Raw genomic sequence first — 24,894 nt, forward strand, 5'->3', positions numbered from 1 at the left:
CCCGCGAGCGCGGTCCGGCAGCGGGTCAGGGGGCTTCGGACGAGGTGACGGTGAACAGGCCGCCGTCGGGGTCGCGGACGACGGCCTGGCTGCCGTTGCCGTCGGCGGTCGCGGTCACCGGGGTGACGGTCCCGCCGGCGGCGACCGCGGCGGCGGTCACCTTCTCGATGTCGTCGACCGGGAAGTGCACGTGCCAGCGCGGCCGCACCCGCGGGTCCGGGGCGGCCTCCACCCCGCCGCCGCGCAGGGTGGCCACGGTGTGGGTGCCGTCGTGCACGACGACCTGGTCGTGTTCGTAGGTGACCTCGCAGCCGCCGGGCCGGCCGGAGGCCCATTCGAAGACCTCGGCGTAGAAGATGGCGGCCTCGAAGGCGTCGCGGGTGCGCAGTTCCAGGCAGGCGGGGGCGCGGCCATGCCCGACCGACCAGGCGAGCGTCTGGCCCTCCCAGAAGCCGAAGGTGGCGCCGTCCCGGTCGGCGGCCAGCGCGGCCCGTCCGGGGCCGAGCTTGAGCGGGCCGACGGCGACGGTCGCGCCGCGCTCGCGGATCCGGTCGGCGGTCACATCGGCGTCCTCCACCGCGAAGTACGACGTCCAGGCCACCGCGACCTGGAAGCTCTGGGCGAGGGCGCCCATGCCGGCCACCGGCTGCCCGTCGGCCATCGCGACGGAGAACTCCTGGCCGAGGCTGGCCGGGCGGAACCGCCAGCCGAGGACGGCGGAGTAGAACTCCTGCGCCGATTCGAGATCGCGGGCCATCAGGCTCACCCAGCACGGAGCCCCGCGCACGGGGGTCGTGGGGCCATGGGCCGACATGACATCTGCCTCCTGTCGCTTCGCACCCCCACCGGACCCCCTCCCACTGTGCCAGCGACGCAGCGGGGCCGCACCGGGGCGGCCCGCGCGGGGCAGCGCAGTTGTGCCGGTCTTGATCAGGCTCGATGCTGTAGGTACGAACCGGGCTGGGTTGATGCCATGAACGCATGGAACGCGGCGGAGATCGCCGACTTCCGTGGTCCCCTCGACGTCACCAGGGCGGCCACAGCGGTGCTCGACGCCCAGGACCTGGTCATCGGGTGGAGTCCGGCGGCCCAGCGGCTGCTCGGCTACCGGCCGGAGGAAGTCATCGGGCGCCCCCGCGAGACGTTCTTCCCGGCCGCCGAGGCGGCCGGTGGCGCATGGTCCGGGCAGTCGGCCCCCACCTCGCTGAGCAGCGGCCGGCCGGGGGCGGCACGGCACCGGGACGGCCGGCTGCTGCGGGTGGCGGTCACCACCTGTGCGCTGGAGACCGCGCCCGGCGGCTCCGCGCCGGGCGCGCCGGCCTGCATCCTGGTGGCGACCGCCCTGGACGCGCAGCAGGAGTGGGAGTCCCGCCAGGCGATGCTGCACGGACTGGCCACCCAGTCGCCGGTGGGGCTGGGCATCTACGACACCGATCTGCGGGTGACCTGGGGGAACTCCGCGTTCGTGCGGGAGATCGGGCTGCCGCTGCGGGAGTTCCTCGGCACCCGGGCCGAGGCGCTGTACCCGGGCGGCGAGTTCGTGACGGAGGGGTACCCGCGCACGCTGGACGCGGTGATGCAGCAGGTCCTGGACACCGGGGAGCCGGTCCTCGACCTGCACTTCGTCGGCCAGCAGCCGTCCGAGCCGGGCCCGGACCACGTGTGGTCGTGCTCCTACTACCGGCTGCACGACGCCCACGGGCAGGTCCTCGGGGTGTGCGAGGACGCCTTCGACATCACCGACCGCTACCAGGCGCAGCGCCGGCTGAACCTGCTGGTGGCGGCCGGCACCCGGATCGGGACGACGCTCGACATGACGGTCACGGCCCGGGAGATCACCGAGGTCGCGGTGCCGGACTTCGCGCGGACGGTCACCGTGGACCTGGTGCGCCCGGTGCTGGAGGGCGAGGAGCCGGCGCCGGGGGACGGTACGGTGCCGCCGCTGGTGCGGGTGGCCACCCGCAGCGCCGGTGACCCGCCGGACGCGGTGCCGCACGGCCCGTACGGCATCGAGTATCCGCCGGGGTCGCTGCCGTACCGCAGTCTGTCCTCCGGGGGGATGGTGCGGGCGGAGAACTCCATGGTCGTGCCGCTGCGGGCGGGTGGCGCGCCGATGGGGCTGGTCACGTTCACGCGGGGTGCGCATCCGTCGGTGTTCGACAAGGGCGAGATCGAGCTCGCCGACGAGCTGGTCACCCGGACGGCGGTGTGCCTGGACAACGCCCGCCGCTTCACCCGGGAGCACGCCGCCGCGCTGGCCCTGCAGCGCAACCTGCTGCCGCAGCACGTGCCGGAGCAGTCCGCGGTCGACGTGGCGTACCGCTATCTGCCCAGTGACGACCGGGCCGGGGTGGGCGGCGACTGGTTCGATGTGATCGGGCTGTCCGGCACCCGGGTCGGGCTGGTGGTGGGGGACGTGGTGGGCCACGGCCTGGAGGCGGCGGCGACCATGGGGCGGCTGCGGACGACGGTCCGCGCGCTGGCCCAGCTGGACCTGTCGCCCGACGAGCTGCTGAGCCGGCTGGACGACCTGGTGGGGCAGCCCGCGGAGGAGGGTGCGGGCCAGGTCGGCACGCACACCGGCCCGGACGACGTGGCCACCGGCGTGACCTGCCTCTACGCGGTCTACGACCCGGTGTCGCGGCGCTGCACCATGGCCCGGGCCGGTCATCTGCCGCCGGCCGTGGTCGACCCGTCGGGCACGATGTTCTTCCCCGAACTGCCGGCCGGTCCGCCGTTGGGCGTGGGCGGGCTGCCGTTCGAGTCGCTGGATCTCGAACTGCCGCCGGGCAGTCTGGTCGCGCTGTTCACGGACGGGCTGGTGGAGACGCCGCACCGGGACGTCGACGAGGGGCTGGAGGTCCTGGGCCGGGTGCTGGGCGAGCACCACCGGCCGCTGGAGGAGCTGTGCGACCGGGCGATGGCCGAGCTGCTGCCGGACGGGCCGGCCGCCGACGACTCGGCGCTGCTGCTGGTGCGCACCCGGGAGCTGGACGCGCGGCAGGTGGCGGCCTGGGAGCTGCCGGCCGAGCCGGCCGCGGTGGGCGCGGCCCGGGAGCTGGCGACCGCGCAGCTGCGGGAGTGGGGCCTGGAGGAGCTGTCGTACGCGACCGAGCTGGCGGTCAGCGAGCTGGTCACCAATGCGGTGCGGCACGCCTCGGGGCCGCTGCACCTGCGGCTGCTGCGCGATCTGACGCTGCTGACCGAGGTGTCCGACACCGGGCACACCTCGCCGCACCTGCGCCACGCGGCCAGTGAGGACGAGGGCGGGCGGGGGCTGTTCATCGTCGCGCAGCTGGTGCAGCGCTGGGGTACCCGGTACACGCCGTACGGCAAGACCATCTGGACCGAGCAGGCCTTCCCGGCGCGGTATCCCGGGGCGCCGCGGCCGGTGGCCTGAGCGGGCGCGAGGGCCGCGGCCCGGCGTCGTCGTGCGGGTGTTCGGTACCCGCCCCATCATGGAACCAAGCGAGGTCCCGGCGACCCGGCGGGCGCGGACGAAGGAGGACCTGTGACGACCAACGGCAAGGAGCAGCCGGCCGAGCACCGGCCGGCCGAGCTGTACACCGGCAGCGAGCGGCCCTACGACCCGGAGGACCTGGTACGGGCGTCCGGGCGCGAGCCGACCCCGTCGAGCCTGGCATGGGCCAGGCGGCTGATGGACGAGGAGGGGCCGGGCGTCATCGAGCGGTATCTGCCGTGACGGCCGCGCGCTCCGGGGGACGCTCCTGAGGGTCTTCTTCCGGATCTCCCCGACGACCCCGCGCCGGCGGCTGCTGCTGCGGCGCGGGATTGCGGAGGCGCAGGGATGGACATCGAGATCCTGGCGGCCGGTGCGCTCGGCGGTGTCCGGGCCGAGCGCTGGGCGCGGGCGCTGTCCGCGCCCGGCCGTCCGGCACATCCCGTGCTGTCCCCGGACTTCGCGCGGGCGGTCGGCGGGATCCGGCCGGCCGCCCGGGTGGCGGTGCTGGAGAGCGACGGGCGGTGCGGCTGGCTGGGCTTCGAGGAGCGCGGGCACGGCGTCGGCGAGGTCATCGGCAAGGGCTTCACGGACGTGGGCGGGCTGCTCTGCGAGCCCGGGCTGCCGCGGCCCGACTACCGTGCCGTGCTGGCCGCCTGCGGGCTGGCGGTGTGGCGGTTCGTGCAGGCCGAGCCGGCCGGTCCGCCGCTGGGCGGGGCGGGTACCGCGGTGCCGCCCGGGGTCCGGCTGCTGGGCCGGGTGCCCAGTCCGCTGGCCGATCTGAGCGAGGGCTACGAGGCCCACCGCGCGGCCGTCCGGCGGCGTTCGCCCGCCTCGGCGAAGACCCTGCGCAAGCACGAGAACCGGCTGGCGCGCGGCGAGGTGCCGGTGCGGTACGTCTTCGACGAGCGCGATCCGCGGCTGCTGGGGACGATGCTGCGGTGGAAGTCGGCGCAGTACCGGGCGAGCGGCTGGTCCGATCCGCTGGCCGCGGAGCGCGGTACGGAACTGGCGCGGGTCCTGGCGGGGCTGCGCACACCGACGTGCACGGGCGCGCTGTCCGTGCTGTACCTCGGCGACGAGCCGGCGGCGATGCAGCTCACGCTGCGTTCGGCGACCGTGCTGACCTGTTGCGTCACCGCCTTCGACCACCGGTACGCGGCGCATTCGCCGGGGACGGTGCTGCTCGGCCGGGTGATCGCGACCGCGGCGGAACTGGGGGTGACCACCGTCGACCTGGGCACCGGCGACTCGGAGTACAAGCAGGCGTTCACCACCGAGGAACGCACCCTGCCCCAGGGCCTGTTGTGGCGGCCGACGCTGGTGGCGGGCGGCGCTCTGCTGCACGACGCGGCCGAGCGCACGGCGCGGGACTTCATCACCGCCCGGCCGTGGCTGCGGTCCCGGGTGCGGGGCGCACTGCGGCGCTACGGGGCACTGCGTGGCTGAACGGGCAAGCGTCCGGGGAGAGTTCGCCGGGCGCCGGGCGGGTCATGCGGCGACGGCGGCGTCCTCGGACAGCAGGAACGCCGTGTTCACCAGCGCGACATGGGTGAACGCCTGCGGGGTGTTGCCCAGTTGGCGGCGTTGCGCGGGATCCCATTCCTCGGAGAGCAGTCCGACGTCGTTGGCCGCCGACAGCACCCGGGTGAAGAGTTCCCGGGCGGCGTCCCGGCGGCCGGTCGCGGCCAGCGCGTCGGCGAGCCACAACGAGCAGGCCAGGAAGGCGCCCTCGGTGCCGGGCAGTCCGTCGACCGCGGTCCGTCCCACGTAGCGGCGGAGGAAACCGGCGTCGTCGAGGCCGTCGCGCACCGCGTCGACGGTGCGCACGACCCGGGGGTCGTCGGGCGGCAGGAAGCCGGTCTTGACGATGAACAGGGTGGCCGCGTCCAGTTCCCGGCTGCCGTAGTGCTGGACGAACACCCCGCGTTCCCGGTCGTAACCGTGCGCGCAGACGTCGGTGTGCACCGCGTCGCGCATCGCCCGCCAGCGGTCGACGGGGGCCGGGAGGCCGGTCAGCCGCGCCATCCGGACCGCCCGGTCCGCGGCGACCCACGACATGACCTTGGAGTGCACCCAGTGCCGGCGGCCGCCGCGGCCCTCCCACAGACCCTCGTCCGGGTCCTTCCAGTGCGCCTCGATGAAGGACATCAAGGTCCGCAGCAGGCCCCAGACATGGCGTTCCATCGGGATGCCGGCCCCCAGCGCCAGGTAGAGGGTGTCGACGACCTCGCCGTAGACGTCGAGCTGGAGCTGGTCGACGGCGGCGTTGCCGAAGCGGACCGGGGCGGAGTGCTCGTAGCCGGGCAGCCAGGCGGCGGTGGTCTCGGGCAGCCGCCGTTCACCGGCGACGCCGTAGACGCTCTGCAGGTCCCGCGGGTCGCCGGCGATGGCCCGTACCAGCCACTGCCGCCAGGCGGCCGCCTCCTCGCGGAAGCCGCCGCGCAGCAGGGCGGACAGCGTCATGCTGGAGTCGCGCAGCCAGCAGAAGCGGTAGTCCCAGTTGCGGACGCCGCCGAGGTGTTCGGGCAGGGAGGCGGTGGCGGCGGCGACGATCCCGCCGGTCGGCCGGTAGGCGAGTGCCTTGAGGGTGATCAGCGAGCGCAGGACGGCCCCGCGCCAGGCGCCGTCGTAGCGGCAGCCGGCCGTCCAGCGCCGCCAGGCGTCGGTGGTCTCGCGCAGGGCCCGGTCCGGGTCGATCCGGTGCGCGTTGGGCAGGTGGGAGGGCTGCCAGGTCAGGACGAACGGCACCCGCTCGCCGGCCCGTACGGTGAACTCCGAGCGGGTGCTGGTGTCATGGCCGTAGGTGTGCACGCCGGGGGCGAGCCGCAGCCAGGCGGAGTCCGGGCCGGCGACCGCGATGCGGTGGTGCTCGGTGCGCCGCACCCAGGGCGCGATCCGGCCGTAGTTGAAGCGGAGCCGCAGGTCGCCGCGCATGTCGACGCTGCCGCGCAGGCCCTCGACGAGGCGGACCAGGCGCGGTGACTGGTCGCGCTGCGGCATGAAGTCGACGACCCGGACGGCGCCGTCCGGGGTCCGCCAGGTGCTCTCCAGAACCAGGGTGTCGCCGCGGTAGGCGCGGCCGTCGCACGGTCCGCCGGACACCGGGGCGATCCGCCAGTGGCCCTGCCGCTCGTCGCCGAGGAGGGCGGCGAAGCAGCTGGGCGAGTCGAAGCGGGGCAGGCACATCCAGTCGATCGAGCCGTCCCGTCCGACCAGGGCGGCGGTCTGCAGGTCGCCCAGCAGGGCGTAGTCCTCGATGCGTCCGGGCATGGCGTCCCCTCGGAGGTTTCCATTCTGCGCGCGACGGCGGCGGGGCGCGCGGTCCGCCCGTGCGGCGTACACCGCACGGTGCCCGATTGGCCCGCTTGCGGCGCATATGAGATCGTAGGAGGCTTTTTTCTGCAGCGTGGGATCCCTCTCGTGCGGGAGGAGGGACGCTCGATGACGCGGCGACGGTGGGTGCCCGAAGGCACCGACCAGGACGTTCCGAACGTCGCCCGGGTCTACGACTGCTACCTGGGCGGTTCGCACAACTTCGCGGCGGACCGGGAGCTGGCCCGGGAGGCCGTCGAGATGTGGCCGGACCTGCCGCTGATCATGCGCGCGAACCGGGCCTTCATGCGACGGGCCGTGCAGTTCCTCGCCGGGGAGGGCATCACCCGCTTCCTGGACATCGGCTCCGGACTCCCCACGTTCGGCCCGGTCCACGAGGTGGCGCGGGTCGTGCAGCCGAAGGCGCGGGTGGTGTACGTGGACATCGATCCGGTGGCCGTGCAGCACAGCAGACTGCTGGTGGCCGATGACCCGCTGTGTGCGGTGGTCGAGGCCGACATGCGGGATCCCGCGGGGCTGCTGGGGCGGCCCCCGGTGGCGGAACTGCTGCGTCCGCGCGAGCCGGTGGCGGCGCTGCTGCTGGCCGTGCTCCACTTCGTGACGGACGAGGAGGACCCGGCGCGGATCGTCCGGGAGCTGACCGCCGCGCTGCCGCCGGGCAGCGCACTGGCGCTGTCGCACGGCTCGCGGGAGGGCCGGCCCGATCTGGTGGAGAAGCACGAGGACCTCTACGCACGGGCGTCGGCGCCGCTGACCATGCGTACGCGGGAGCAGATCGTGGCGCTGTTCGAGGGATTCCGGCTGCTGGATCCCGGGGTGGTCTACCTGCCCGAGTGGCGTCCGCAGGATCCCGCCTCGGTGGGACCGCATCCGGAGCTGTTCAGCGGCCTGGCGGGAGTGGGGCTGAAGCCGTGAGTTTCCTGGCCGGGGGGCGCATGGACGCCGCCGCGGTCCGCTTCCGCGACTCCTGGTCCCGACTGTTGCGGCAGGGCCACGGCGCCGCGGTGAGCCCGGGGGTCCTGGGCCCGCTGGTGTACCGCACGGCCGAGCTGCTCAGCCGGGCCCACGGGGAGGAGCCGTTCGATCCGGGGCCGGCCGAGCGGGCCGGGGCGCTGCTGGTGGAGGCCCAGTTCACCGATCCCGTGGTGCTCGCCAACGCCGTCGAGCTGCTCCAGGAGTGGCCGGCGTCGGACGGCCGGGGGCCCGCGCTGACCGGGGCGTTCGCGGCGGGCTGGTCGGCCGCGCTGCGTGACCGGACGCTGCGTGAGCAGGAGGCGATCCGGCGCGCGGTGGACCTGGCGCGGCGGGACGCGGAGCGGGCGCTGTACGCGTCGGAGACCCGGTTCCGGGCGATGTTCGAGCGCGCGGCGATCGGCATCGGCTTCGCGGACCTGGACGGGAAGCTCATCGCGGTGAACGGCGCGCTGCAGGAGATGTTCGCGGCCACCGCCGAGGACATGCGCGGGCTCAACGTCGAGTCGCTGGTCCACCCCGACGACTCGGCCGGTGTCTGGGAGACCTACCACGCGCTGGTCAGGGGCGAGCGGGAGCACTTCCAGTGCGACAAGCCGTACTACCGGCGGGACGGCGAGGTGATCTGGACGCATCTGACGGTCTCGCTGATCCGCGACGAACAGGGCACGCCCCGTTACCAGGTGGCGATGCTGGAGGACATCACCGACCAGCACCGGCTGCAGGAACGGCTGCGCCATCAGGCCACGCACGATCCGCTGACCGGGCTGCCGAACCGGACGGCCTTCTTCGAGCGGCTGGAGGCGCTGTTCGACGATCCGGGGCCGGGGGCGCGGTTCGGGCTGTGCTCGTTGGACCTGGACGGCTTCAAGAACATCAACGACAGCCTGGGCCATGACGCGGGCGACCAGCTGCTGGGGGCGGTCGCGGACCGGCTGCACTCCGGGGTGGCGCCGCTGGGTCACCTGGTGGCACGGCTGGGCGGGGACGAGTTCGCGGTCCTGATGGAGGGGAGCCAGGGGCCGCAGGACGGCATCGCGGTGGCCCAGCGGGTGCTGGGGTCGCTGGCGCCGCCCTTCCTGATCGGCGATCAGCAGCTGGTGGTCAGGGCCAGCATGGGGGTGGTGGAGCAGCCGGTCTCCGCGACGACGGCGAGCGCCGCGATGCGCAGCGTGGACCTGACGCTGTACCGGGCGAAGAAGGAGGGCCGCGGCCGCTGGACGCTGTTCGATCCGCAGCGCAACGCGGTGGCGGTGAGTCAGTACGCGATGTCGGTGCGGATTCCGATGGCGCTGGACCGCGGGGAGTTCTTCCTCGACTACCAGCCGCTGTGCGCGCTGGACGACGGGGCGATGGTGGCGGTGGAGGCGTTGGTGCGCTGGCGCCATCCGGAGCTGGGGGTGCTGGGGCCGGACGAGTTCATCACCACGGCCGAGGACAGCGGGCTGATCATCCCGCTGGGCCGCTGGGTGCTGCTGCACGCCTGTGAGCAGGCGGCGCGCTGGGCGGCGCGGTTCGGTGACGCGGCGCCGCGGATGAACGTCAATCTGGCGGTGCGGCAGGCCCGTAACGCCGGGCTGATCGCGGACATCGACCGGATCCTGCGGTCGAGCGATCTTGATCCGGGCCGGCTGCAGCTGGAGATCACCGAGAGCGCGATGCTCGGCCCACGGGACCCTGCGCTGCAGGCGCTGCACGAGCTGGTCGGCATGGGGGTGTCGCTGACCGTGGACGACTTCGGCACCGGCTGGTCGAACCTGGCGTACCTGCGGGACCTGCCGGTCTCCGGGCTGAAGATCGACGGATCGTTCGTGTCCGAACTGCACGCGTCCGGAGAGGATCCGGTGGGCTGGCGGATCATCGGCGGCATGGTGTCGCTGGCGCATTCGCTGGGTCTGTCGGTGACGGCGGAGGGCGTGGAGACGGCCGCGGACGCACAGCGGCTGCGGTCGATCGGCTGTGACTGCGCGCAGGGCTGGTACTACGGCCGGCCGGTGCGGCCCGGGGAGATCACCCGGCGGATCGTCGAGGCGGCGGGCGGCACCCGCGGCGACGGGGAGGGCTGAACGGCCCCGCGAACCCCCGAAGATAATTTCTCCGGCATTTTGGACATATCCCCTTGACGCGGTGCCGCGGACCTGCCCATGATGGGGCCCTGGCACCCCCGTAGGCAGCGCGGGCAACGCCCCGCAAGCCCCAACGGACAGCACATTCGCCAGTTGTGGTGGTCGACGCTTCCAGCGTCCGAGAACGACCGGCGCCTCATCGCCCGGGCACAGCGACCGAGTTCCTCCGCGAGGCACTCCTGCGTCGCGTCCCCGCAGCTCGTTCTCCTTCGGTTCGCGGGTGTACCGCGCCTTCTCGAACAGGCCCCGGCGGCCGCGCCGCCGGTGTACGCCCCTCATCTTCCGGTACGTCCTGCGGCTTTCCGGCCCGGGCGTCCGTTGCCGCTTCGTGAGGCACGCTCATGAGTACCACCCTGCCCTCGGGCATGATCCAGCGCACCGTCGACGGCGGGCGTCCGCTGCGCCGCTCCAGCGACCGCATCACCAGTCCGCTCCCGATGCGGCGCGACAGCGACCTCCCACCGATCTCACACACCGTCAGTTTGGTGATCCCGGCGCACAACGAGGCCCGCAACGTCCCGTGGGTGTTCAACCAGATCCCGCCCTCCGTCGACGAGGTGATCCTGGTCGACGGCGCGTCCGACGACGCGACCGTGCGGATGGCCGCGCACTGCCTGCCGTCCGTCCACGTGGTCCAGCAGACCGGCCACGGCAAGGGTGACGCACTGCGCACCGGCTTCCTGGCCGCGACCTGCGAATACATCGTCATGATGGACGCCGACGGCAGCATGTGGCCCGGCGAGATCCCGCACTACGTGCACTTCCTCGACAACGGCTTCGACTTCGTCAAGGGCTCCCGCTTCATCGCCGGCGGCGGCTCGCTCGACCTGACCCCGGTGCGCTCGCTGGGCAACCGTGCGCTGCTCACCGTCGTCAACCGGGTCTACCACGCCACCCTGACCGACCTGTGCTACGGCTTCTGCGCCTTCCGCCGCACCTTCCTCGACGACCTGCACCCGCAGGCGCCCGGGTTCGAGATCGAGGCGGAACTGATCGCCCACGCACTGCGGCTGGGACTCCGCATCGCCGAAGTGCCCAGCCTGGAACTTCCCCGCCGCAGCGGGCGCTCGCATCTGCACGCGGTCTCCGACGGCCGCCGGGTGCTGCGGACGCTGCTCGCCGAACGCCCCGGTGGCCGGCGCTGCGCACCCCTGGGAGCGGGGAAGCGATGAACGGCCTCGGCCCGCGCACCGCAGCGGCCTGCCCCGGTCTCGCCGCCCACGATTCGCTCTACACCCCCGCTCATGTCGTCGAGCTGGACCTGGCGGCGCCCGGTGAGCTGCGCTCACCCGGCGGCGCACCGGCCGCCGCCCCGGGTGGACGCGTGTTGGCGTTGGTGCGGCTGCAAGGACACCCGCTCGGCATGGTCAGCGCCCACGGTGTGCTCGGGGACACCACCGGCCTGTACCACGCGCTGGCCGAAGCCGCGCATCGCCAACTGACCACCACGGTTGCCCCGGAGGCAGCCCGGACCGGTCCCGGTCGTCCGGTCCGGGCCCCGGGAGCGGCCGCACCGCCCGTGGTCACCGTCATCGTCGCCACCCACAACCGTCCCGGGATGCTGCGCCAGTGCCTGGACTCGCTGCTGCGGAGCCGGCACCCCTCGTACGAGATCGTGGTGGTCGACAACGCGCCGCGCGACGACGCCGCCGAGCGGCTGGTGCGTGACAGTTATCCGTCCCGGGTCAGGTATGTGAGGGAATCCATGGCGGGCCTGGCCCGGGCGCACAACCGCGGACTGCGGGCCGCCCGCGGCCGGATCTGCGCCTTCACCGACGACGACACCCTGGCCGACCCCGGCTGGCTGGACGCCCTGGAGCACGCCTTCGACGACGGCGGGGCACGCGACGGCGGGGCAGGGGTCGGCTGCGTCACCGGGCTGATCGTGCCCGCCGAGCTCGCGACCGCGGCGCAGTCCGCGCTGGAGTTCCACGGCGGCTTCGGCAAGGGATTCGCCCCGCGCAGCTGGTCGCTGGCCGACCCGCCCGCCGATCCGCTCTTCCCGTTCACCGCCGGGCAGTTCGGCTCCGGCGCCAACATGGCCTTCCGCACCGACGTGCTGCGGGAGCTGGGCGGCTTCGACCCGTCGACCGGCACCGGCACCCCGGCGCACGGCGGCGACGACCTGCTGGCGTTCTTCCTCGTCCTGGCCGCCGGGCACCGCATCGTCTACCAGCCGGACGCCGTCATCTGGCACCGGCACCGCCGCGAGGCGGCCGCCCTGCCGGCCCAGGCGTTCGGCTACGGCGCCGGGTTCGGCGCCTTCCTGGCCGCCGCGCTGCGGCACCGCCCCGGGGCGCTGCCCGCCCTGCTGCGCCGGCTGCCGGGCGGCATCCGGCACGCCGTCGGCCGGGCCCAGGACCGTTCGGCGCCGGCCGGCGCCTGGCCGGCCCGGCTGTCCCTGCTGGAACTGCGCGGCATGCTCTACGGACCGGTCGGCTATCTGCGCAGCGTCCGCGCCACCCACCGTGCCGCGACCGCCGGAACGGGACCGTCATGACCCCGCACACCGCTCCCCCGGGCGTCGCGGACCTGCCCGCCGCGCCCTACCTGGTCGTGCTGCGCCGGCGGGTCGGCCAGACGCTCCACTACGAGCCGCTGCTGCGCAACGGCCATGTGCTGGTGGCCAGTTCGCTGATGACGGCCGCGGTCGGCGCGTTCTACTGGGTGCTCGCCACGTCCTGGTACCGCCCGGAGACCGTCGGCCGCTCGTACGCCGTGATCTCCGCGGTGACCCTGCTCGCCGGCTTCGGGCAGCTCAACCTCTCCGACGTGCTGGTGCGGTTCGTCCCGTCGGCCGGCCGGCACACCCGGCGGCTGCTGCTGCGCAGCTACGCCGCGGCAGGACTGTGCGCCGGGCTGCTGGCCGGCGCCTTCCTCGTCCTGGTGCCGCTGATCGCACCCGGACTGGGCTTCCTGCGCGGCCCGTTGGTCGCCCCGTTCTTCGTGGCGGGCACGATGGGCTATGCGCTGTTCATCGTGCAGGACGGGGCGCTGACCGGCGTCCGCCGGGCCCACTGGGTGCTCGGCGAGAACGCGGTGTTCGCGGTGGTCAAGGTCCTGGTGCTGACGCTGGCCGCGGGCTGGGCGGTCAGCTCCGGCATCCTGCTGTCGTGGGCCGGGGCGCTGGCCGTCTCGCTCCTGGTCGCCAACTACGTGCTGCTGCGGCGGGCGGTGCCGGCCCACGAACGGGCGCACGCCGACGGGCGGATGCCGCCCCGGCTGCTCGGCTACGCCGCCACCGACTACGGCGGCGCCCTCTTCCGGCTGTCCGCCTACAACATCGTGCCGCTGATCGTGCTGGACACCCTGGGCGGCGCCCGCAACGCCTACTTCTCCCTGTCGTGGGTGATCGCGTACACCCTCTACCTGGCGACCTACAACATGGGCAGTTCGCTGCTGGTCGAGGCCGCGCACGACCCCGCCCGGATCAGCGAGCTGGGCCGCCGGGTGCTGCGGCACACCGGTCCGCCGCTGGCCGCCGCGGTCCTCGCCCTCGTCGTCATCGCCCCCTGGCTGCTGTCGGTGTTCGGCGCCGAGTACGCCGACCAGGCCACCGGCGTGCTGCGGCTGCTGGCCCTGTCCGCCCTGCCCAACCTGCTGCTCAACGTGGCCATCGACGTGGCGCGCGCCCGCCGCCGGCTGGCCTGGGCCGTCGCGCTCCAGGCGGCACTGTGCGCCCTGGTACTGGGCCTGACCGTCCGGCTGATCCCGCCCTTCGGCATCACCGGGGTCGGCGCCGCCTGGCTGCTGGCCGAATGCGCACTCGCCCTGCCGCTGCTGATCACGCTGCCGCGCTGGCTGCCGTCCCCCGCAAGGAGCCCGCGATGAACGCGATCGGCTTCCGCCTCGTCGTCTCCGGTCTGCTCCAGGCGGTCCGCTTCGTGCTCGGCACGCTGTGCGGCCACGCGCCGGCGACCGTGCCCGCGGGCGGGGAGCGGACCGCGGAGGCGGCCCGCGCCGGACCGAGCCTGACCGTCGTCATCTGCGCCTACACCCTGGGGCGCTGGGAGCAACTGCTGGACGCGGTCCACTCGGTGCAGCTCCAGCACCACCCGGCCGACGAGATCCTGCTGGTCGTCGACCACTGCCCCGAGCTGGCCCGGCGGGCCGAGCCCGCACTGCCCGGCGTACGGGTGCTGCCCAACGCCGAGGCACAGGGGCTCTCCGGTGGCCGCAACACCGGGGTCGGGGCCGCGCACGGCGACATCGTGGCCTTCCTCGACGACGACGCGGCGGCCGACCCGGAGTGGACCGCCCGGCTGCTCGCCGCCTACCACGACCCGCGGGTGCTCGGCGTCGGCGGGCTGGTCCGCCCGCTGTGGGAGACCGGCCGGCCCGCCTGGTTCCCCCACGAGTTCGACTGGGTGGTCGGCTGCTCCTACCAGGGGCTGCCCGAACACCGCGCGCCGGTACGGAACTTCATCGGCGCCAACATGTCCTTCCGGCGCGCCGAGATCGTGGCCGCCGGCGGCTTCCGCACCGACCTGGGCCGGATCGGCACCCGCCCGCTGGGCTGCGAGGAGACCGAACTGTGCCTGCGGGTCGCGGCCCGCAACCCCGACGGGAAGCTGCTGTACGAGCCGGCCGCCGGGGTCCGCCACCACGTGCCCGCCGCCCGCACCACCCGCGCGTACTTCCGGGCCCGGTGCTACGCGGAGGGCCTGTCGAAGGCGGCCGTCGCCCGGCACGCCGGTGCCGGCCCGGCGCTGGCCAGCGAACGCACCTACCTGCGCCGCACCCTCCCGGCCGCGGTCGCCGACGGGCTGCGGCCGGGCGGCGGGGCACCGCCGCGCACCGTGCCGGCGCTGGCGACCGGGGTGACCGCCACGGTCCTCGGCTACGCCGTCGGCCGGCTGCGCCGCCCCGTGGAACGCACCCGCGCCCAGGCCGCCCTGCGCGCCCTGGCGCTGCTCGCGCTGCCCGCCGCGCTGCTGCTGTGGCTGTTCTCCCTGCGCGGGGTGGACCTCGGCGCGATGAGCGACCTGGGTCTGGTGCAGGTCCTGCCGGTCACCTACTGGGCCGGGCTGGTGCTGCTCGGCCTCGGCTTCTGCGCCGCGCTGTCCGACCGGCGCACCCGCGCCCTGCACCACGCCGGTTACGTGCTGGCGCTGATCACCTTCCTGCACGCCACCCCGCTCGTGCTCTACCCCGAACTGCGCTACTCCTGGGCCTGGAAGCACGTCGCGGTCACCGACGTCCTGCTGGACACCGGCACCCTGCCCACGGCGGCCGGCCGGCTGTCCATCTACGCCCGCTGGCCCGGCTTCTTCTGGGCCAACGACCTCTTCGTCAGCCACATCGGCCTCAAGTCGCCCGGCTCCTACGCCAGTTGGTTCCCGCTGCTGATCAATGTGGCGCTGGTGGTCCCGCTGGTGGCGCTGTACCGCTCCTTCACCCGCAGCCGGCGGCTGGTCTGGGGCGGCGTCTTCCTCTTCTTCAGCTGCTCATGGGTGGGCCAGGACTACTTCTCACCGCAGGCGTTCGCCTTCCTGCTGTACGTCTGCGTCATCGCGGCCGTCGTCCACCGCCTCCCACGGCCCGGCCGGGCGCGACCGGGCCGGCCACCGCTCGGCTGGGCGGTGCTGGTGCTGCTCGCGATCGTCACCATCGTGGTGTCGCATCCGCTCACCCCGGTGATGCTGATCGGCTCGCTGCTCCTGCTGTCCCTGCCCCGCCGCAACCGCCGGGTGGCGCTGCCGGTGCTGCTGGTCGCGCTGACGCTGACGCTGGCCTGGGACATGACCGCGGCCCGGCCGTATCTGGAGGAGAACCTCCACAACCTGATCAGCGGCCTGACCACGCCCGAGTCGAACGCCGGGTCCGGGTTGATCGGCCTCTCCGGGGCCACCAGCGGCCAGGTGATGGTCGCCTGGGCCGACCGGATCCTGTCCGCGGTGGTCTTCGTGTTCGCCGGGCTGGCGGTGCTGGTGCGGCCCTCGTTGCGGCGCACCGCCCTGCCGTGGCTCGCGGTGGCGCCGCTACCCTGGGCCGTGGCCAACAGCTACGGCGGCGAGATGATCTTCCGGGTGTACCTGTTCGCGCTGCCCGCGACCGCGTTCGGCGCCGCGGCGCTGCTGCTGCCCCCGCTGCTGAGCCCGTCCCGCGGCCGCGGCCTGCGCCGCGCGCTGCGGCGGGTACGGGCCGCGGCGGTGCCGGTGGTGCTGGTGGCGCTGTTCGGCGCGCTCTCCCTGGCGTACTTCGGCAAGGAGAACGTCAACTACTTCACCACCTCGGAGACCTCGGCCGCCAAGTGGCTCGCCACGCACGCCCCGGAGGGCTCGCTGATCATCGGCGCCTCGGACAACTTCCCGTACGCCTACCACGATTACGAGTACCACGACCGGATCTGGCTGTCCGAGGCGGCGCCCGGCGACCAGTGGCAGGTGCGCGACGACCCCGCGGGCGAGCTGCACGTGCTGGCCGGGGCGGGACCGCCGCGCCCGGCCTACCTGATCCTCAACCGGGCCCAGGAGGCCCAGGTCACGGCCACGGGAGCGCTGCCGCCGAGCACCCTGGCCCATCTGCGGAGCGCACTGGCGCACCGCTCCGACTACCCCGTCATCCACCGCACCGCCGACGCGGTCATCTACCGCATCCTGCCGGAGCGCACTGCAGGAGGTTCCTGAGAGCACTTCCGGATCCACACGGGGGTCCCGAAAGGACACCGGTCATGAGCGCCGTGCCCGTCTTCCTCTACCACTCGGTGACCAGCGATCCGCCGCCCTGGATCGCGCCGTACACGGTCACCCCGCGGGCCTTCACCGAGCAGCTCGACCGCATCGCGGACGCCGGGCTCACCGTGGTCCCGTTGCGCCGGCTGGTCGCGGCGATCCGCGGCGGGCCCGCGCTGCCCGCCCGCTGCGCGGTGCTGACCTTCGACGACGGCTTCGCGGACTTCTACTGGTCGGTGGCACCGCTGCTCACCGAACGTGCCCTGCCCGCAACGGTGTTCATCACCACCGGTGCCGTACATCCGCCCGGCGGCGCCCCGGAGGGCAGTCTGCTGCCGCCCGCCGCCATGCTGAGCTGGCGGCAGATCGCCACCCTGGACGCGCTCGGCATCGAGATCGGCGGCCACACCGTCACCCACCCCCAGCTGGACGCCGTGCCCGCGCAGCGCGTCTGGCACGAGGTCGTCGACTGCAAGCGGCGGCTGGAGGACGCGCTCAGCCACCCCGTCTATGCCTTCGCCTATCCGCACGGCTACTCCAGCAGTGGGGTCCGCCGCACGGTACGGGAGGCGGGCTGGACCTCGTCCTGCGCGGTGCGCAACGCCCTCGCCACGGCCGACCGCGACCCGATGCGCATCCCCCGCCTGATGGTCCGGGCGGACACCCGGCCGGAGCAGTTCACCCAGTGGGTGCACGGCGGCGGCGCGCCGGTGAATCCCGCCGGGGAGTCCTTCCGTACGACGGGCTGGCGGCTGTACCGCCGTACCCGCGCCCTGCTCGGCCGGCCGGTCGGCGGGCCGTCGGAATCCGGCACCCTGCGGCGGGAAACGGCATGACACCTGAGGGGTGACGTACCTCACATAGTCCAAAGTGGATGATTGCCTCCCCGCGGAGCGTGTTCAGCGGTTGGCTGGAGCCGACATCGTCGCCCGGCCCTCCGGGCCCCGCACGGGAAGTGTTTTCATGTCACGTCACTTACGCGCGTTACGCGCCCTCGGCCTCGCCCTCCTCCTGGCCACCCTGTCCCTCGTCACCGCCCCGTCCGCGAGCGCGGACACCCGTACGGCCGTCGGGGGCGGCACCGGCATCATCTTCCGGCTGCAGCCGACCCCGCAGGAGCCCACCGGCTTCTACGTCTGCACGCTCACCGCGGTCGGCCGGGACGCGGCCGGCAATCTCGTGGCCCTGACCAACGCCCACTGCTTCATCGACGAGGCGGGCAACAAACTGGTCGGCGAGAAGGTCTACCGGGACCGCTCCCCCGCCGGGACGGCCTTCTCCCCCGCGCCGCTCGCCGACAGCCGCCCCGACCTGGACACCGGCGTCATCGGCACGGTGACCTACGTCAGCACCCCCAACAACCTGCTCAACTCCGGCCCCAAGGGCCTGGACTACGCGGTGATCAAGCTGGACGAGAGCCGGGTCGCGCCGGCCAGCACGGTCGGCGGCGTCACCATCACCTCCCTCGGCGCCCCGCCCGCCAACGGCACCCGGATGTGCAAGGAAGGCCACCGCACCGGCCTGACCTGCGGCATCAAGCTGGGCACCCACGACATCTGGTTCACCCACCTCATCTGGACCGACGGCGGTGACTCCGGTTCCCCCGTCGTCGACGGCCACACGCTGGTCGGCAACGCCTGGGGCGCCCAGCACAGTTCGCCGATCCTGGGCATCCTCGACGAGATGAACGCCCACGGCGGCGTCGGCGCCGGTTTCCACCTCGCCACCTGAGTCCGTCCGAAGCGCACGGGCCCGCCCGGCAGGTGTCGTGGGTCCGGGCCCGTGCCGCCACCGGCTCAGTGCTGCCAGACCCGCACCCAGTCCACCGACATCCGGGCCAGGTGCACGTCCGGCGGCGGGAGCTCGGGAAACCCGACCGCGAGGGTGAGGAGCAGCTCCATCGGCACATGCGGGATCTTCGCGGGATCGGTCACCCGGAACCTGAGCTCACCGTCGATATACCAGCTGAGCGCGTCACGTTCCCAGTTCAGCGCGAACACATGGTGACCGGCCGGGAAGTCCACCGGCCCGAAACTCCCCGCGGTCGCCCGTTCCCCGCCGTCCGGCCCCCGCCAGTGCACCGTCATGTCGATCCGCCGGGGCGTCTGCAGCACCTCTGCGATGTCGATCTCGGGGGGTGTGAACCGCGAGGCCGGCATCAGCCAGAAGGCCGGCAGCATCCCGCCCTGCCCCGGGATGCGCACCGAGGCCTCGAAGTAGCCGTAGGTGAAGACGGCGCGCGGGCGGGCGTTCCAGGAGCTGCGGCCGGTGGAGACCATGCCGGAGGTCCAGGGGTAGTCACGGCCGTCCGTCCCCCGGGTCGTCCGCCGCCGGGCGGTCAGGGTGAGCCGGCCGCCGCCGACCGAGACCTGCCCGGGTCGGTACCACTCCAGCTCGTCGTTGCCGCGGTTGGTGCACCCGCCCCGGTTCCAGTCGTAACACGTGGTCCACCTGGCCGGGTTGAGCCGGTCGCCGCTGAAGTCGTCGGCGAAGACCCGGCGCCAGGGCCCGGGGCCCCGCGGGCCCGGCGGCGGGGCGGACGTCTCGCCGTCCTGGGCGCAGCCCGCGGCGGCGGCGAGCACCAGAAAAAGGCTTGCGGCGGCCCGCACCACTCGGGAAGATCCCATCGGCCGCCTCCCCGGCGCGCTACGGAGCACTCACGAAGATCGTCCCCCAGACCGGGACGGTCCGCTACTTTCCCGCTCCGCCGCCCGGAGGCTCACCTCGCCTCCCCCTCCTGACGCCTCCCGAAGGACCGGCATGACCACCGAACGCATCTCCCCGCCCGTACGCGCCGGCGAGCGGGAGACCCTGCGCGCCTTCCTCGACTTCCACCGCGCGACCCTCGCCATGAAGGCCGAGGGCCTGTCCGACGAGGACCTGCGCCGCCGCTCGATGCCGCCCTCCACGCTGACGCTGCTCGGCCTGGTACGCCATATGGCCGAGGTGGAGCGGACCTGGTTCCGCCGGGTGATCAACGGCGAGGACCTCCCGCTCGTCTGGTCCGACGAGGGCGACTACCAGGCGGCCTACGACCCGAACGGCTCCACCGGGGCCGAGGCGTTCGCCGCCTGGCAGGAGGAGGTGGCGCACGCCCGCCACATCGAGCAGCAGGCCCCGTCCCTCGACGTCACGGGCTACCAGCCCCGCTGGGACGACCATGTCTCGCTCCGTCTGGTCATGCTCCACCTCATCCACGAATACGCCCGCCACAACGGCCACGCGGACTTCCTCCGTGAGGGCATCGACGGGACCGTGGGCGCCTGAACCGTCCGGGCGTCCCTGGGCCGTCCGTCCACCGGGCGCTCGGCCCGGGCGGCGCCCGGTGGACGGTCAGCCCAGTTCCAGGCTCGTTACGCCGTACGTGCGGTGCTGGTCCGTCGGGGGGACCGGACCGGTGTACATGCGGACGGTGTGGGAGCGGGGGATCAGGCCGCGGCCGGTGGCCAGGGCATGGGCGCCGGCCCGGGGGCCGGGGATGTCGAGGAAGACCTCGTCGGTGGGGGCGAGGGTGGCCACCAGGGCATCGAAGAGCGCCTCGGCGACCCGGTCGGTGTCGGCGAAGAGCGGGCCGATGCGGTGACCGGTGCGGGCCGGGCGCAGCACCCCGTAGCCGGCGATCTCACCGTCGCGCAGATACGCCCGGGCGGTGTGGCCGGGGGCGGTCAGCCAGCGGGTGACGAAGCGGCGCCGGTCGGCGGGGAAGCAGCGCAGGTCGTAGGCGGCGAGCGCGTCGAGGTGGGAGCCGGTGACGGGGACGACCTCGGGCGGCGGGGTGCCGTCGCGGTCGGGCCGCCCGCCGTAGCGGACGGTCTCGTATGCGGGGGTGAATCCGGCGCGCCGGTAGGTGTCCTGCTGGGCCGGGACGGCATCGAGGCCGACGGTCCGGGTCCCGGCGTGCGGGACGGCGGCGCGCCAGGTCGCCAGGCCGACACCCTGTCCGCGCAGGTCGGGGTGGACGAGGTAGTAGCCGAGGAAGGCGTAGGACGCGGAGTAGTTGACGACGGAGACCGCGGAGACCGGCCGGTTGCCGCGGCGGCCCAGGAAGAAGCCGTCCGGGTCGGTGGGGTGGAAGCACGCGGTGTCGTCGCGGCCGGGGTTCCACTCCTCGTCGGCGGCCCACTGCACCACCTGCTGCCAGTCGTCCGGCGTGGCGGTGGTGACGGTGAGTTCATCGGTGGCGGGCATGACGGGTGATCGGGTCCCTTCCGGTGGGGGCAGCGGGAGACGGGGGCGACAGGGGAACAGGTCCCTGGTGTCCTAGATGAGGTCCATCGCGGCGACCTCGTCCGGGCGGCCGTAGCTGACCGGGCCCTGGAAGCGCCGGCGGGCGGTGGCGAACCACCAGACGGTGGCGATGAGGAGCACCACGGCCAGGGCGAGCGGCGCGTAGTTGAAGGAGTCGGGGGTGATCGGGGACGCCTGCGGCAGCATGAACAGCACGTTGCTGATCAGGATCCAGATCACCGCGATCGCCGCGACCGGCCTGCCGTACCGGCCCAGGTGCCACGGCCCGGCCTGGAAGTCGTCCAGCCGCAGCCGCAGGAAGATCGGCACGGCGTAGGCGAGGAAGAGCCCGACGACGTTGACGCTCACCACCGCGGTGAAGGCGGTGTGCGACCACCAGCCGGGCACCACCAGCACCAGCGGGCAGGCCGCCGCGAGCCAGACCGCCTTGACGGGCGTCCGGGTGCGGGCGGAGACCGAATGCCACCAGCGGGAGCCCGGCATCGCCCCGTCCCGGGAGAACGCGAAGATCTGCCGGGTATTGCTGGTCATGTTGGCGAGCCCGCAGAACAGCATCGCGCCGATGACGATCAACAGCAGGAACTTGGCGGTGCTTTGGCCGAGCGCGTCGATGAGAATCTGCACCGGCGGCGCCTCGGCGCCCGCCGCGTGGCCGTAGTCGCGAATCGCATAGACCAGGGCGAGCATGAGGATCAGCCCGGTGATCGCGGAGCAGGTGATGGACCGCATGATGCCGCGGGGCGCGTTGACCGTCGCCTTCACGGTTTCTTCGGACATGTGGAAACTGCCGTCGAAACCGGTGAAGGTCCAGCTGGTGACGAGCAGTCCCAGCATTCCGCCGTACATCGCGTTGGTGAAGCCGGTGTTGTTGACGAAGTGGGTGGCGAACGCGGGCGATTGGTGATGGTCCGGAACAAAGGTGAGCGCAACGACGATCACCACCATGCCGATCAGCAGCCACCAGACGGAAATCCGGTTCACCAGTGCAACGAGCCGGACGGTATACGTGTTCGCGAGCGCCTGGACGAGCAGGATGGCGGCGGTGATGAGCACGGTCTGCTGCGGCGTCGGCGTGTAGGACGGCCACTGCATCGCGAGGAACGCCTGGATGAAGGTGGCGGCCGCGAAGTTGGTGGCCGCGGTGCCGCCGACCTGGCCGACGAAGTTCAGCCAGCCGGTGTACCAGGACCAGGCGCCCTGGTGCCGCTTGGCCAGCTTGCCGGCCGAGAAGTAGAGCGCGCCGCTGGTCGGGTAGGCGGAGGCGATCTCGGCCATCGCGGCGCCGACGAACAGCACCATGACCGACACACCGATCCAGCCGAAGATGAGGATCCGCGGACCGCCCGCGTTCATGCCGAATCCGAAGGACGAGAAGATCCCGGAGATGATGTTGATGATGGTGAACGAGATGGCGAAATTGTCGAACGCGCGGAATCTCCGGGTGAGTTTCCGCGGATAGCCCATGGCGTGCAGTGTGGCGTCATCGTCGAGGGTGGCCGGGTCGGCCGGGCGGGGGGATTTCGAGCGGGTTATTGACGTGCGCTCGGACACAACCGCAACCTTTCTGGGGGGAATTTTCTGCGTCAGGTGTCGTGCGGTACCGGGAGACCGCAGGAACGTCTGGCTTTCGACAATTGCTCCGCCGGATCGCCGAATGCGCTCCAGGGCATGCGGGAGGCGTACGGCCCCATCGCCGTGAGGACCTCGCGCGCCTCGAATTCGTGTTTCGCCATGTACAACGCGTGTGCCAGGTAGGCGAGATCGAGTACCGGAGTGAAACGGTAGCCGGGCACCTCCGGCAGCCAATTGCGGTAGCTGCTCAGCGCCGCGCTGATCCACTGGGGCTGTTCCCAGGCGTGGTCGGCGAGCGGCGCCGCGGGGTTGTAGTCCTCGACCAGGGCCACCAGCGGCAGCAGCCGCAGCGCCGAGGCGGCCGGCGCCCGCTGGCTGAGGAACGCGGCCACGTCCCAGCTCGCGCTGGACGAACCGCCGTACCGGGGGAAGAAGAAGGACAGGAAGCGGTGGTGCGCCTCGCGGTGCCAGGGGTCGAGCCGGAGGATGTGGGCGAAGAGGTACCAGGGGCCGGCCGGTGCGGTCAGCAGTCCTTGTGGCGCGGGGTCCAGCGGGCGGTCGAGGCGGGTCAGCGCCAGCTGGGCGACCCAGGGGGTGGGGTCCTCGGGCAGCAGTTTCGCGGCCCGGTCGCACGCCGTCCGGGCGATCCGCGCCAGCGCGCCCTGCCGTCGGTCGCCGGCGCCGGCATCGGCCATCCGCAGCGCCCGCAGCATGGCCACCCGGGCCCAGAGCAGGGCGGCCTCCGGCCCGGGCTCCTCGGCCAGCCAGCGTTCGGCGAGGTCCGAGTCGGCGGCGACGGAGGCCAGGACGAGCGAGCGGTGGGCGCGGACCTCGAAATCGTCGCGGGTTTCCTTCAGGACGTCGTGGGCGCTCAGGTACCGCCCGGCGGTGACGTCCATGCATGCCCGGGCCAGCGCCCGGTCGTCGGCCGCCGGACTCCACACGTACTGCCCCTCGAAAGAGCCGGCCGCCATGGTCCCCTCCCGGTCACGAAGGCGTCATCCGCCACACCGCATTCCAGCCGCGCCGAATTCAGCTGGCCCTGCCACCGGTCGAGCAGCAGCGGGCCACACCCTACTCATCATCAACTCGCCAGGAAAACAGTCGCCTGGAATATCTGGTTCCGCACCCTTTTGCTCTGGCTCCGGAGAAAGAGATTGAAGAGGAAACCACTTTCCGGCCAACTTACCGAAGCCCGCTTCACTTTGACCGCCGCCCGGCCGCAGCGCATTTAATTGGCATATTCAGGCGTTCACCCACCCTCCACAAGTGGAGGCCGTCGACGCCCTACCCCTCCGTATCGCGCCCGACTCCCCCGTTCGACGCCCCGCGACGACCGCCGATCCGCCGGACCGGACCTGCCCGCGCGGCAACACCCCCCGCCTCTCGGCCAGTTCGCCCGCGATTTCCGGCCATGCCGGACGGGAACCCGCTCCCGGACCGAGAAGTCGGCGTGAGCGCGGCACGGGCACCGCTCCGGGCGTCTTCGCGGCGTACTTCCAGGCGCAAACGACTCCCACACTGATGACGACCCCTCAGGTTGCGGCGTTTTCTCGCACCTTCGTTGAACGAAACGACGTCCCGGGCCGGTCACAACCCACGCTTTCGCCAAGGGAGTTGGCGCACCGCAAGCATGGATTCGACCCAAGAGCAACCGAAATTAGCGGAAGCTACTTTCCGGAAGCGCGCGATCACATGTAGCGTTCGTTCCGACCGGAGGCCGTGGTCACGCACCACGCCATGGCCGACTACGGGCATGGGCGCGAACGTTCTCGTGGCACGGACGGAGCGATTGCCCCCGTTGGGCGCAGACGCCTCCCACGTGCCTGTTCGCCACCACGCCCCACCCCCGGATCAACGTCGCGATGGCTGCACAGCACCTCAGCACCCTTCGAACGTCGAGCACCGCCATGTCTGTCCGTACACGCCTGCTTTGCAAGAGGAATGGGCCCAGATCATGTTTATGAACTCCTCGACGACCCCGCTTGCGTTGCGACCGGACGCCGATTTCGGCCGCCCGGTGACGGCCGGGCCCGGCGAAGGGCCACCCCTGGCGGTCGACCGGCTCCCGGACGGCACCTGGCAACTGACCCTGCACTCCCTGGAGCCCGTCTCGGTGCACCGGCTGCCCTCGGACGAGGTCCACATCATCCTGGCCCCGCCGGGTGAGAACCCGCCCCGCCCCGAGGAGCCGGCGGCCGGGCCGGCCCACCGCCCGGAGCCGATCCAGATCGACAACGCGGCCCGCACGGTCTTCATCAAGGGCCGCCAACTCGGCCTGCCCAAGCTCGAATTCGACCTGCTCGCGCACCTCGTGCGGCATCCCCAGCGGGCCTTCACCCGGGAACAGCTGATGGCCGCGGTCTGGCCGAGCTACCAGTCGAGCACCCGTACCGTCGACGTGCACATCGCCCGGCTGCGCCGCCGCCTCGGGCCGGGCCTGCGCGATTCGATCCGCACGGTCTTCGGCATCGGATACAAGTACCAGCCCGCTCCCACTCCCTGA

19 protein-coding genes are annotated in these 24,894 nt (G+C 72.9%); 13 read left to right on the forward strand and 6 right to left on the reverse strand.

Annotated features, from left to right (window positions below; all coding sequences use genetic code 11):
* Positions 1–25: 25 nt before the first annotated feature.
* Positions 26–757, reverse strand: a complete 732-nt coding sequence (locus tag AB0E02_RS23945) for a VOC family protein (RefSeq protein WP_362142456.1) — start codon at positions 755–757, stop codon at positions 26–28.
* A gap of 216 nt (positions 758–973) precedes the next feature.
* On the opposite strand from AB0E02_RS23945, the gene AB0E02_RS23950 reads away from it, so the two are divergent.
* From AB0E02_RS23950 to AB0E02_RS23960, 3 genes are all read left to right on the forward strand, one after another.
* Positions 974–3,400 carry a SpoIIE family protein phosphatase gene (locus AB0E02_RS23950; protein ID WP_362142458.1) on the forward strand — a complete coding sequence of 809 codons (2,427 nt, stop codon included), beginning with the start codon at positions 974–976 and terminating at the stop codon, positions 3,398–3,400.
* Positions 3,401–3,511: 111 nt separating this feature from the next.
* Positions 3,512–3,703: a hypothetical protein gene (locus AB0E02_RS23955; protein ID WP_030411097.1), complete on the forward strand. Its 192-nt coding sequence runs from the start codon at positions 3,512–3,514 to the stop codon at positions 3,701–3,703.
* A 105-nt stretch (positions 3,704–3,808) separates the two neighbouring features.
* Complete coding sequence (locus AB0E02_RS23960) at positions 3,809–4,909, forward strand: GNAT family N-acetyltransferase (RefSeq protein WP_362142460.1); 1,101 nt, start codon at positions 3,809–3,811, stop codon at positions 4,907–4,909.
* 42 nt (positions 4,910–4,951) lie between these two features.
* Here the strand turns inward: AB0E02_RS23960 and AB0E02_RS23965 are convergent, their stop codons facing one another.
* Positions 4,952–6,733: a glycoside hydrolase family 15 protein gene (locus AB0E02_RS23965; RefSeq protein ID WP_362142462.1), complete on the reverse strand. Its 1,782-nt coding sequence runs from the start codon at positions 6,731–6,733 to the stop codon at positions 4,952–4,954.
* A 171-nt stretch (positions 6,734–6,904) separates the two neighbouring features.
* On the opposite strand from AB0E02_RS23965, the gene AB0E02_RS23970 reads away from it, so the two are divergent.
* The 8 genes from AB0E02_RS23970 to AB0E02_RS24005 all read left to right on the forward strand — a co-directional run bounded on the left by AB0E02_RS23970 (position 6,905) and on the right by AB0E02_RS24005 (position 18,299).
* Complete coding sequence (locus AB0E02_RS23970) at positions 6,905–7,711, forward strand: SAM-dependent methyltransferase (RefSeq protein WP_362142464.1); 807 nt, start codon at positions 6,905–6,907, stop codon at positions 7,709–7,711.
* 20 nt (positions 7,712–7,731) lie between these two features.
* On the forward strand, positions 7,732–9,834 hold the full coding sequence (locus AB0E02_RS23975) for an EAL domain-containing protein (protein ID WP_362142466.1): 2,103 nt from the start codon (positions 7,732–7,734) through the stop codon (positions 9,832–9,834).
* Positions 9,835–10,235: 401 nt separating this feature from the next.
* Positions 10,236–11,066, forward strand: coding sequence for a glycosyltransferase family 2 protein (locus tag AB0E02_RS23980; protein ID WP_362142468.1), 831 nt, complete (start codon positions 10,236–10,238; stop codon positions 11,064–11,066).
* Positions 11,063–12,394, forward strand: coding sequence for a glycosyltransferase (locus AB0E02_RS23985; protein WP_362142470.1), 1,332 nt, complete (start codon positions 11,063–11,065; stop codon positions 12,392–12,394). The genes AB0E02_RS23980 and AB0E02_RS23985 overlap by 4 nt, the downstream gene beginning before the upstream one ends.
* Positions 12,391–13,725, forward strand: a complete 1,335-nt coding sequence (locus tag AB0E02_RS23990; protein WP_362142471.1) for a teichoic acid transporter — start codon at positions 12,391–12,393, stop codon at positions 13,723–13,725. The genes AB0E02_RS23985 and AB0E02_RS23990 overlap by 4 nt, the downstream gene beginning before the upstream one ends.
* The gene (locus AB0E02_RS23995; RefSeq protein ID WP_362142473.1) at positions 13,722–16,523 is read left to right on the forward strand and encodes a glycosyltransferase family 2 protein; all 2,802 of its coding nucleotides are present in this window, start codon (positions 13,722–13,724) and stop codon (positions 16,521–16,523) included. Before AB0E02_RS23990 ends, AB0E02_RS23995 begins: the two co-directional genes overlap by 4 nt.
* A 44-nt stretch (positions 16,524–16,567) precedes the next feature.
* Complete coding sequence (locus AB0E02_RS24000) at positions 16,568–17,404, forward strand: polysaccharide deacetylase family protein (RefSeq protein WP_362142475.1); 837 nt, start codon at positions 16,568–16,570, stop codon at positions 17,402–17,404.
* Between the two features lie 127 nt (positions 17,405–17,531).
* Complete coding sequence (locus AB0E02_RS24005) at positions 17,532–18,299, forward strand: trypsin-like peptidase domain-containing protein (RefSeq protein ID WP_362142477.1); 768 nt, start codon at positions 17,532–17,534, stop codon at positions 18,297–18,299.
* Positions 18,300–18,364: 65 nt separating this feature from the next.
* Here AB0E02_RS24005 and AB0E02_RS24010 read toward each other — a convergent pair whose 3' ends face one another.
* A complete protein-coding gene (locus AB0E02_RS24010; protein WP_362142479.1) occupies positions 18,365–19,195 on the reverse strand; it encodes a glycoside hydrolase family 16 protein in 831 nt (276 codons plus the stop codon).
* A gap of 133 nt (positions 19,196–19,328) precedes the next feature.
* Here AB0E02_RS24010 and AB0E02_RS24015 point away from each other — a divergent pair, with 133 nt between their 5' ends.
* Positions 19,329–19,835, forward strand: a complete 507-nt coding sequence (locus AB0E02_RS24015; protein ID WP_362142481.1) for a DinB family protein — start codon at positions 19,329–19,331, stop codon at positions 19,833–19,835.
* Between the two features lie 66 nt (positions 19,836–19,901).
* Here AB0E02_RS24015 and AB0E02_RS24020 read toward each other — a convergent pair whose 3' ends face one another.
* The 3 genes from AB0E02_RS24020 to AB0E02_RS24030 all read right to left on the reverse strand — a co-directional run bounded on the left by AB0E02_RS24020 (position 19,902) and on the right by AB0E02_RS24030 (position 23,362).
* Positions 19,902–20,756 carry a GNAT family N-acetyltransferase gene (locus AB0E02_RS24020; protein WP_362142483.1) on the reverse strand — a complete coding sequence of 285 codons (855 nt, stop codon included), beginning with the start codon at positions 20,754–20,756 and terminating at the stop codon, positions 19,902–19,904.
* Between the two features lie 72 nt (positions 20,757–20,828).
* On the reverse strand, positions 20,829–22,280 hold the full coding sequence (locus tag AB0E02_RS24025) for an amino acid permease (RefSeq protein ID WP_362142507.1): 1,452 nt from the start codon (positions 22,278–22,280) through the stop codon (positions 20,829–20,831).
* 119 nt (positions 22,281–22,399) lie between these two features.
* Positions 22,400–23,362 (reverse strand): hypothetical protein, encoded by a 963-nt coding sequence (locus AB0E02_RS24030; protein ID WP_362142485.1) that lies wholly within the window; start codon positions 23,360–23,362, stop codon positions 22,400–22,402.
* Between the two features lie 989 nt (positions 23,363–24,351).
* Between AB0E02_RS24030 and AB0E02_RS24035 the strand changes: the two genes are divergently transcribed.
* The gene (locus AB0E02_RS24035) at positions 24,352–24,894 is read left to right on the forward strand and encodes a winged helix-turn-helix domain-containing protein (RefSeq protein ID WP_362142487.1); all 543 of its coding nucleotides are present in this window, start codon (positions 24,352–24,354) and stop codon (positions 24,892–24,894) included.

The organism is Streptomyces sp. NPDC048196, from assembly GCF_040652715.1.
Lineage (GTDB): Bacteria > Actinomycetota > Actinomycetes > Streptomycetales > Streptomycetaceae > Streptomyces > Streptomyces siderophoricus.

What these genes read in the sequence shown, in the direction of transcription:
- AB0E02_RS23945 (WP_362142456.1), bottom strand. Translation starts at nt 757, where the DNA reads ATGGCCCGCGATCTCGAATCGGCGCAGGAGTTCTACTCCGCCGTCCTC.
- AB0E02_RS23950 (WP_362142458.1), top strand. Translation starts at nt 974, where the DNA reads ATGAACGCATGGAACGCGGCGGAGATCGCCGACTTCCGTGGTCCCCTC.
- AB0E02_RS23960 (WP_362142460.1), top strand. Translation starts at nt 3,809, where the DNA reads ATGGACATCGAGATCCTGGCGGCCGGTGCGCTCGGCGGTGTCCGGGCC.
- AB0E02_RS23965 (WP_362142462.1), bottom strand. Translation starts at nt 6,733, where the DNA reads ATGCCCGGACGCATCGAGGACTACGCCCTGCTGGGCGACCTGCAGACC.
- AB0E02_RS23970 (WP_362142464.1), top strand. Translation starts at nt 6,905, where the DNA reads ATGACGCGGCGACGGTGGGTGCCCGAAGGCACCGACCAGGACGTTCCG.
- AB0E02_RS23975 (WP_362142466.1), top strand. Translation starts at nt 7,732, where the DNA reads ATGGACGCCGCCGCGGTCCGCTTCCGCGACTCCTGGTCCCGACTGTTG.
- AB0E02_RS23980 (WP_362142468.1), top strand. Translation starts at nt 10,236, where the DNA reads ATGAGTACCACCCTGCCCTCGGGCATGATCCAGCGCACCGTCGACGGC.
- AB0E02_RS23985 (WP_362142470.1), top strand. Translation starts at nt 11,063, where the DNA reads ATGAACGGCCTCGGCCCGCGCACCGCAGCGGCCTGCCCCGGTCTCGCC.
- AB0E02_RS23990 (WP_362142471.1), top strand. Translation starts at nt 12,391, where the DNA reads ATGACCCCGCACACCGCTCCCCCGGGCGTCGCGGACCTGCCCGCCGCG.
- AB0E02_RS23995 (WP_362142473.1), top strand. Translation starts at nt 13,722, where the DNA reads ATGAACGCGATCGGCTTCCGCCTCGTCGTCTCCGGTCTGCTCCAGGCG.
- AB0E02_RS24000 (WP_362142475.1), top strand. Translation starts at nt 16,568, where the DNA reads ATGAGCGCCGTGCCCGTCTTCCTCTACCACTCGGTGACCAGCGATCCG.
- AB0E02_RS24005 (WP_362142477.1), top strand. Translation starts at nt 17,532, where the DNA reads ATGTCACGTCACTTACGCGCGTTACGCGCCCTCGGCCTCGCCCTCCTC.
- AB0E02_RS24010 (WP_362142479.1), bottom strand. Translation starts at nt 19,195, where the DNA reads ATGGGATCTTCCCGAGTGGTGCGGGCCGCCGCAAGCCTTTTTCTGGTG.
- AB0E02_RS24015 (WP_362142481.1), top strand. Translation starts at nt 19,329, where the DNA reads ATGACCACCGAACGCATCTCCCCGCCCGTACGCGCCGGCGAGCGGGAG.
- AB0E02_RS24020 (WP_362142483.1), bottom strand. Translation starts at nt 20,756, where the DNA reads ATGCCCGCCACCGATGAACTCACCGTCACCACCGCCACGCCGGACGAC.
- AB0E02_RS24025 (WP_362142507.1), bottom strand. Translation starts at nt 22,280, where the DNA reads ATGGGCTATCCGCGGAAACTCACCCGGAGATTCCGCGCGTTCGACAAT.
- AB0E02_RS24030 (WP_362142485.1), bottom strand. Translation starts at nt 23,362, where the DNA reads ATGGCGGCCGGCTCTTTCGAGGGGCAGTACGTGTGGAGTCCGGCGGCC.
- AB0E02_RS24035 (WP_362142487.1), top strand. Translation starts at nt 24,352, where the DNA reads ATGAACTCCTCGACGACCCCGCTTGCGTTGCGACCGGACGCCGATTTC.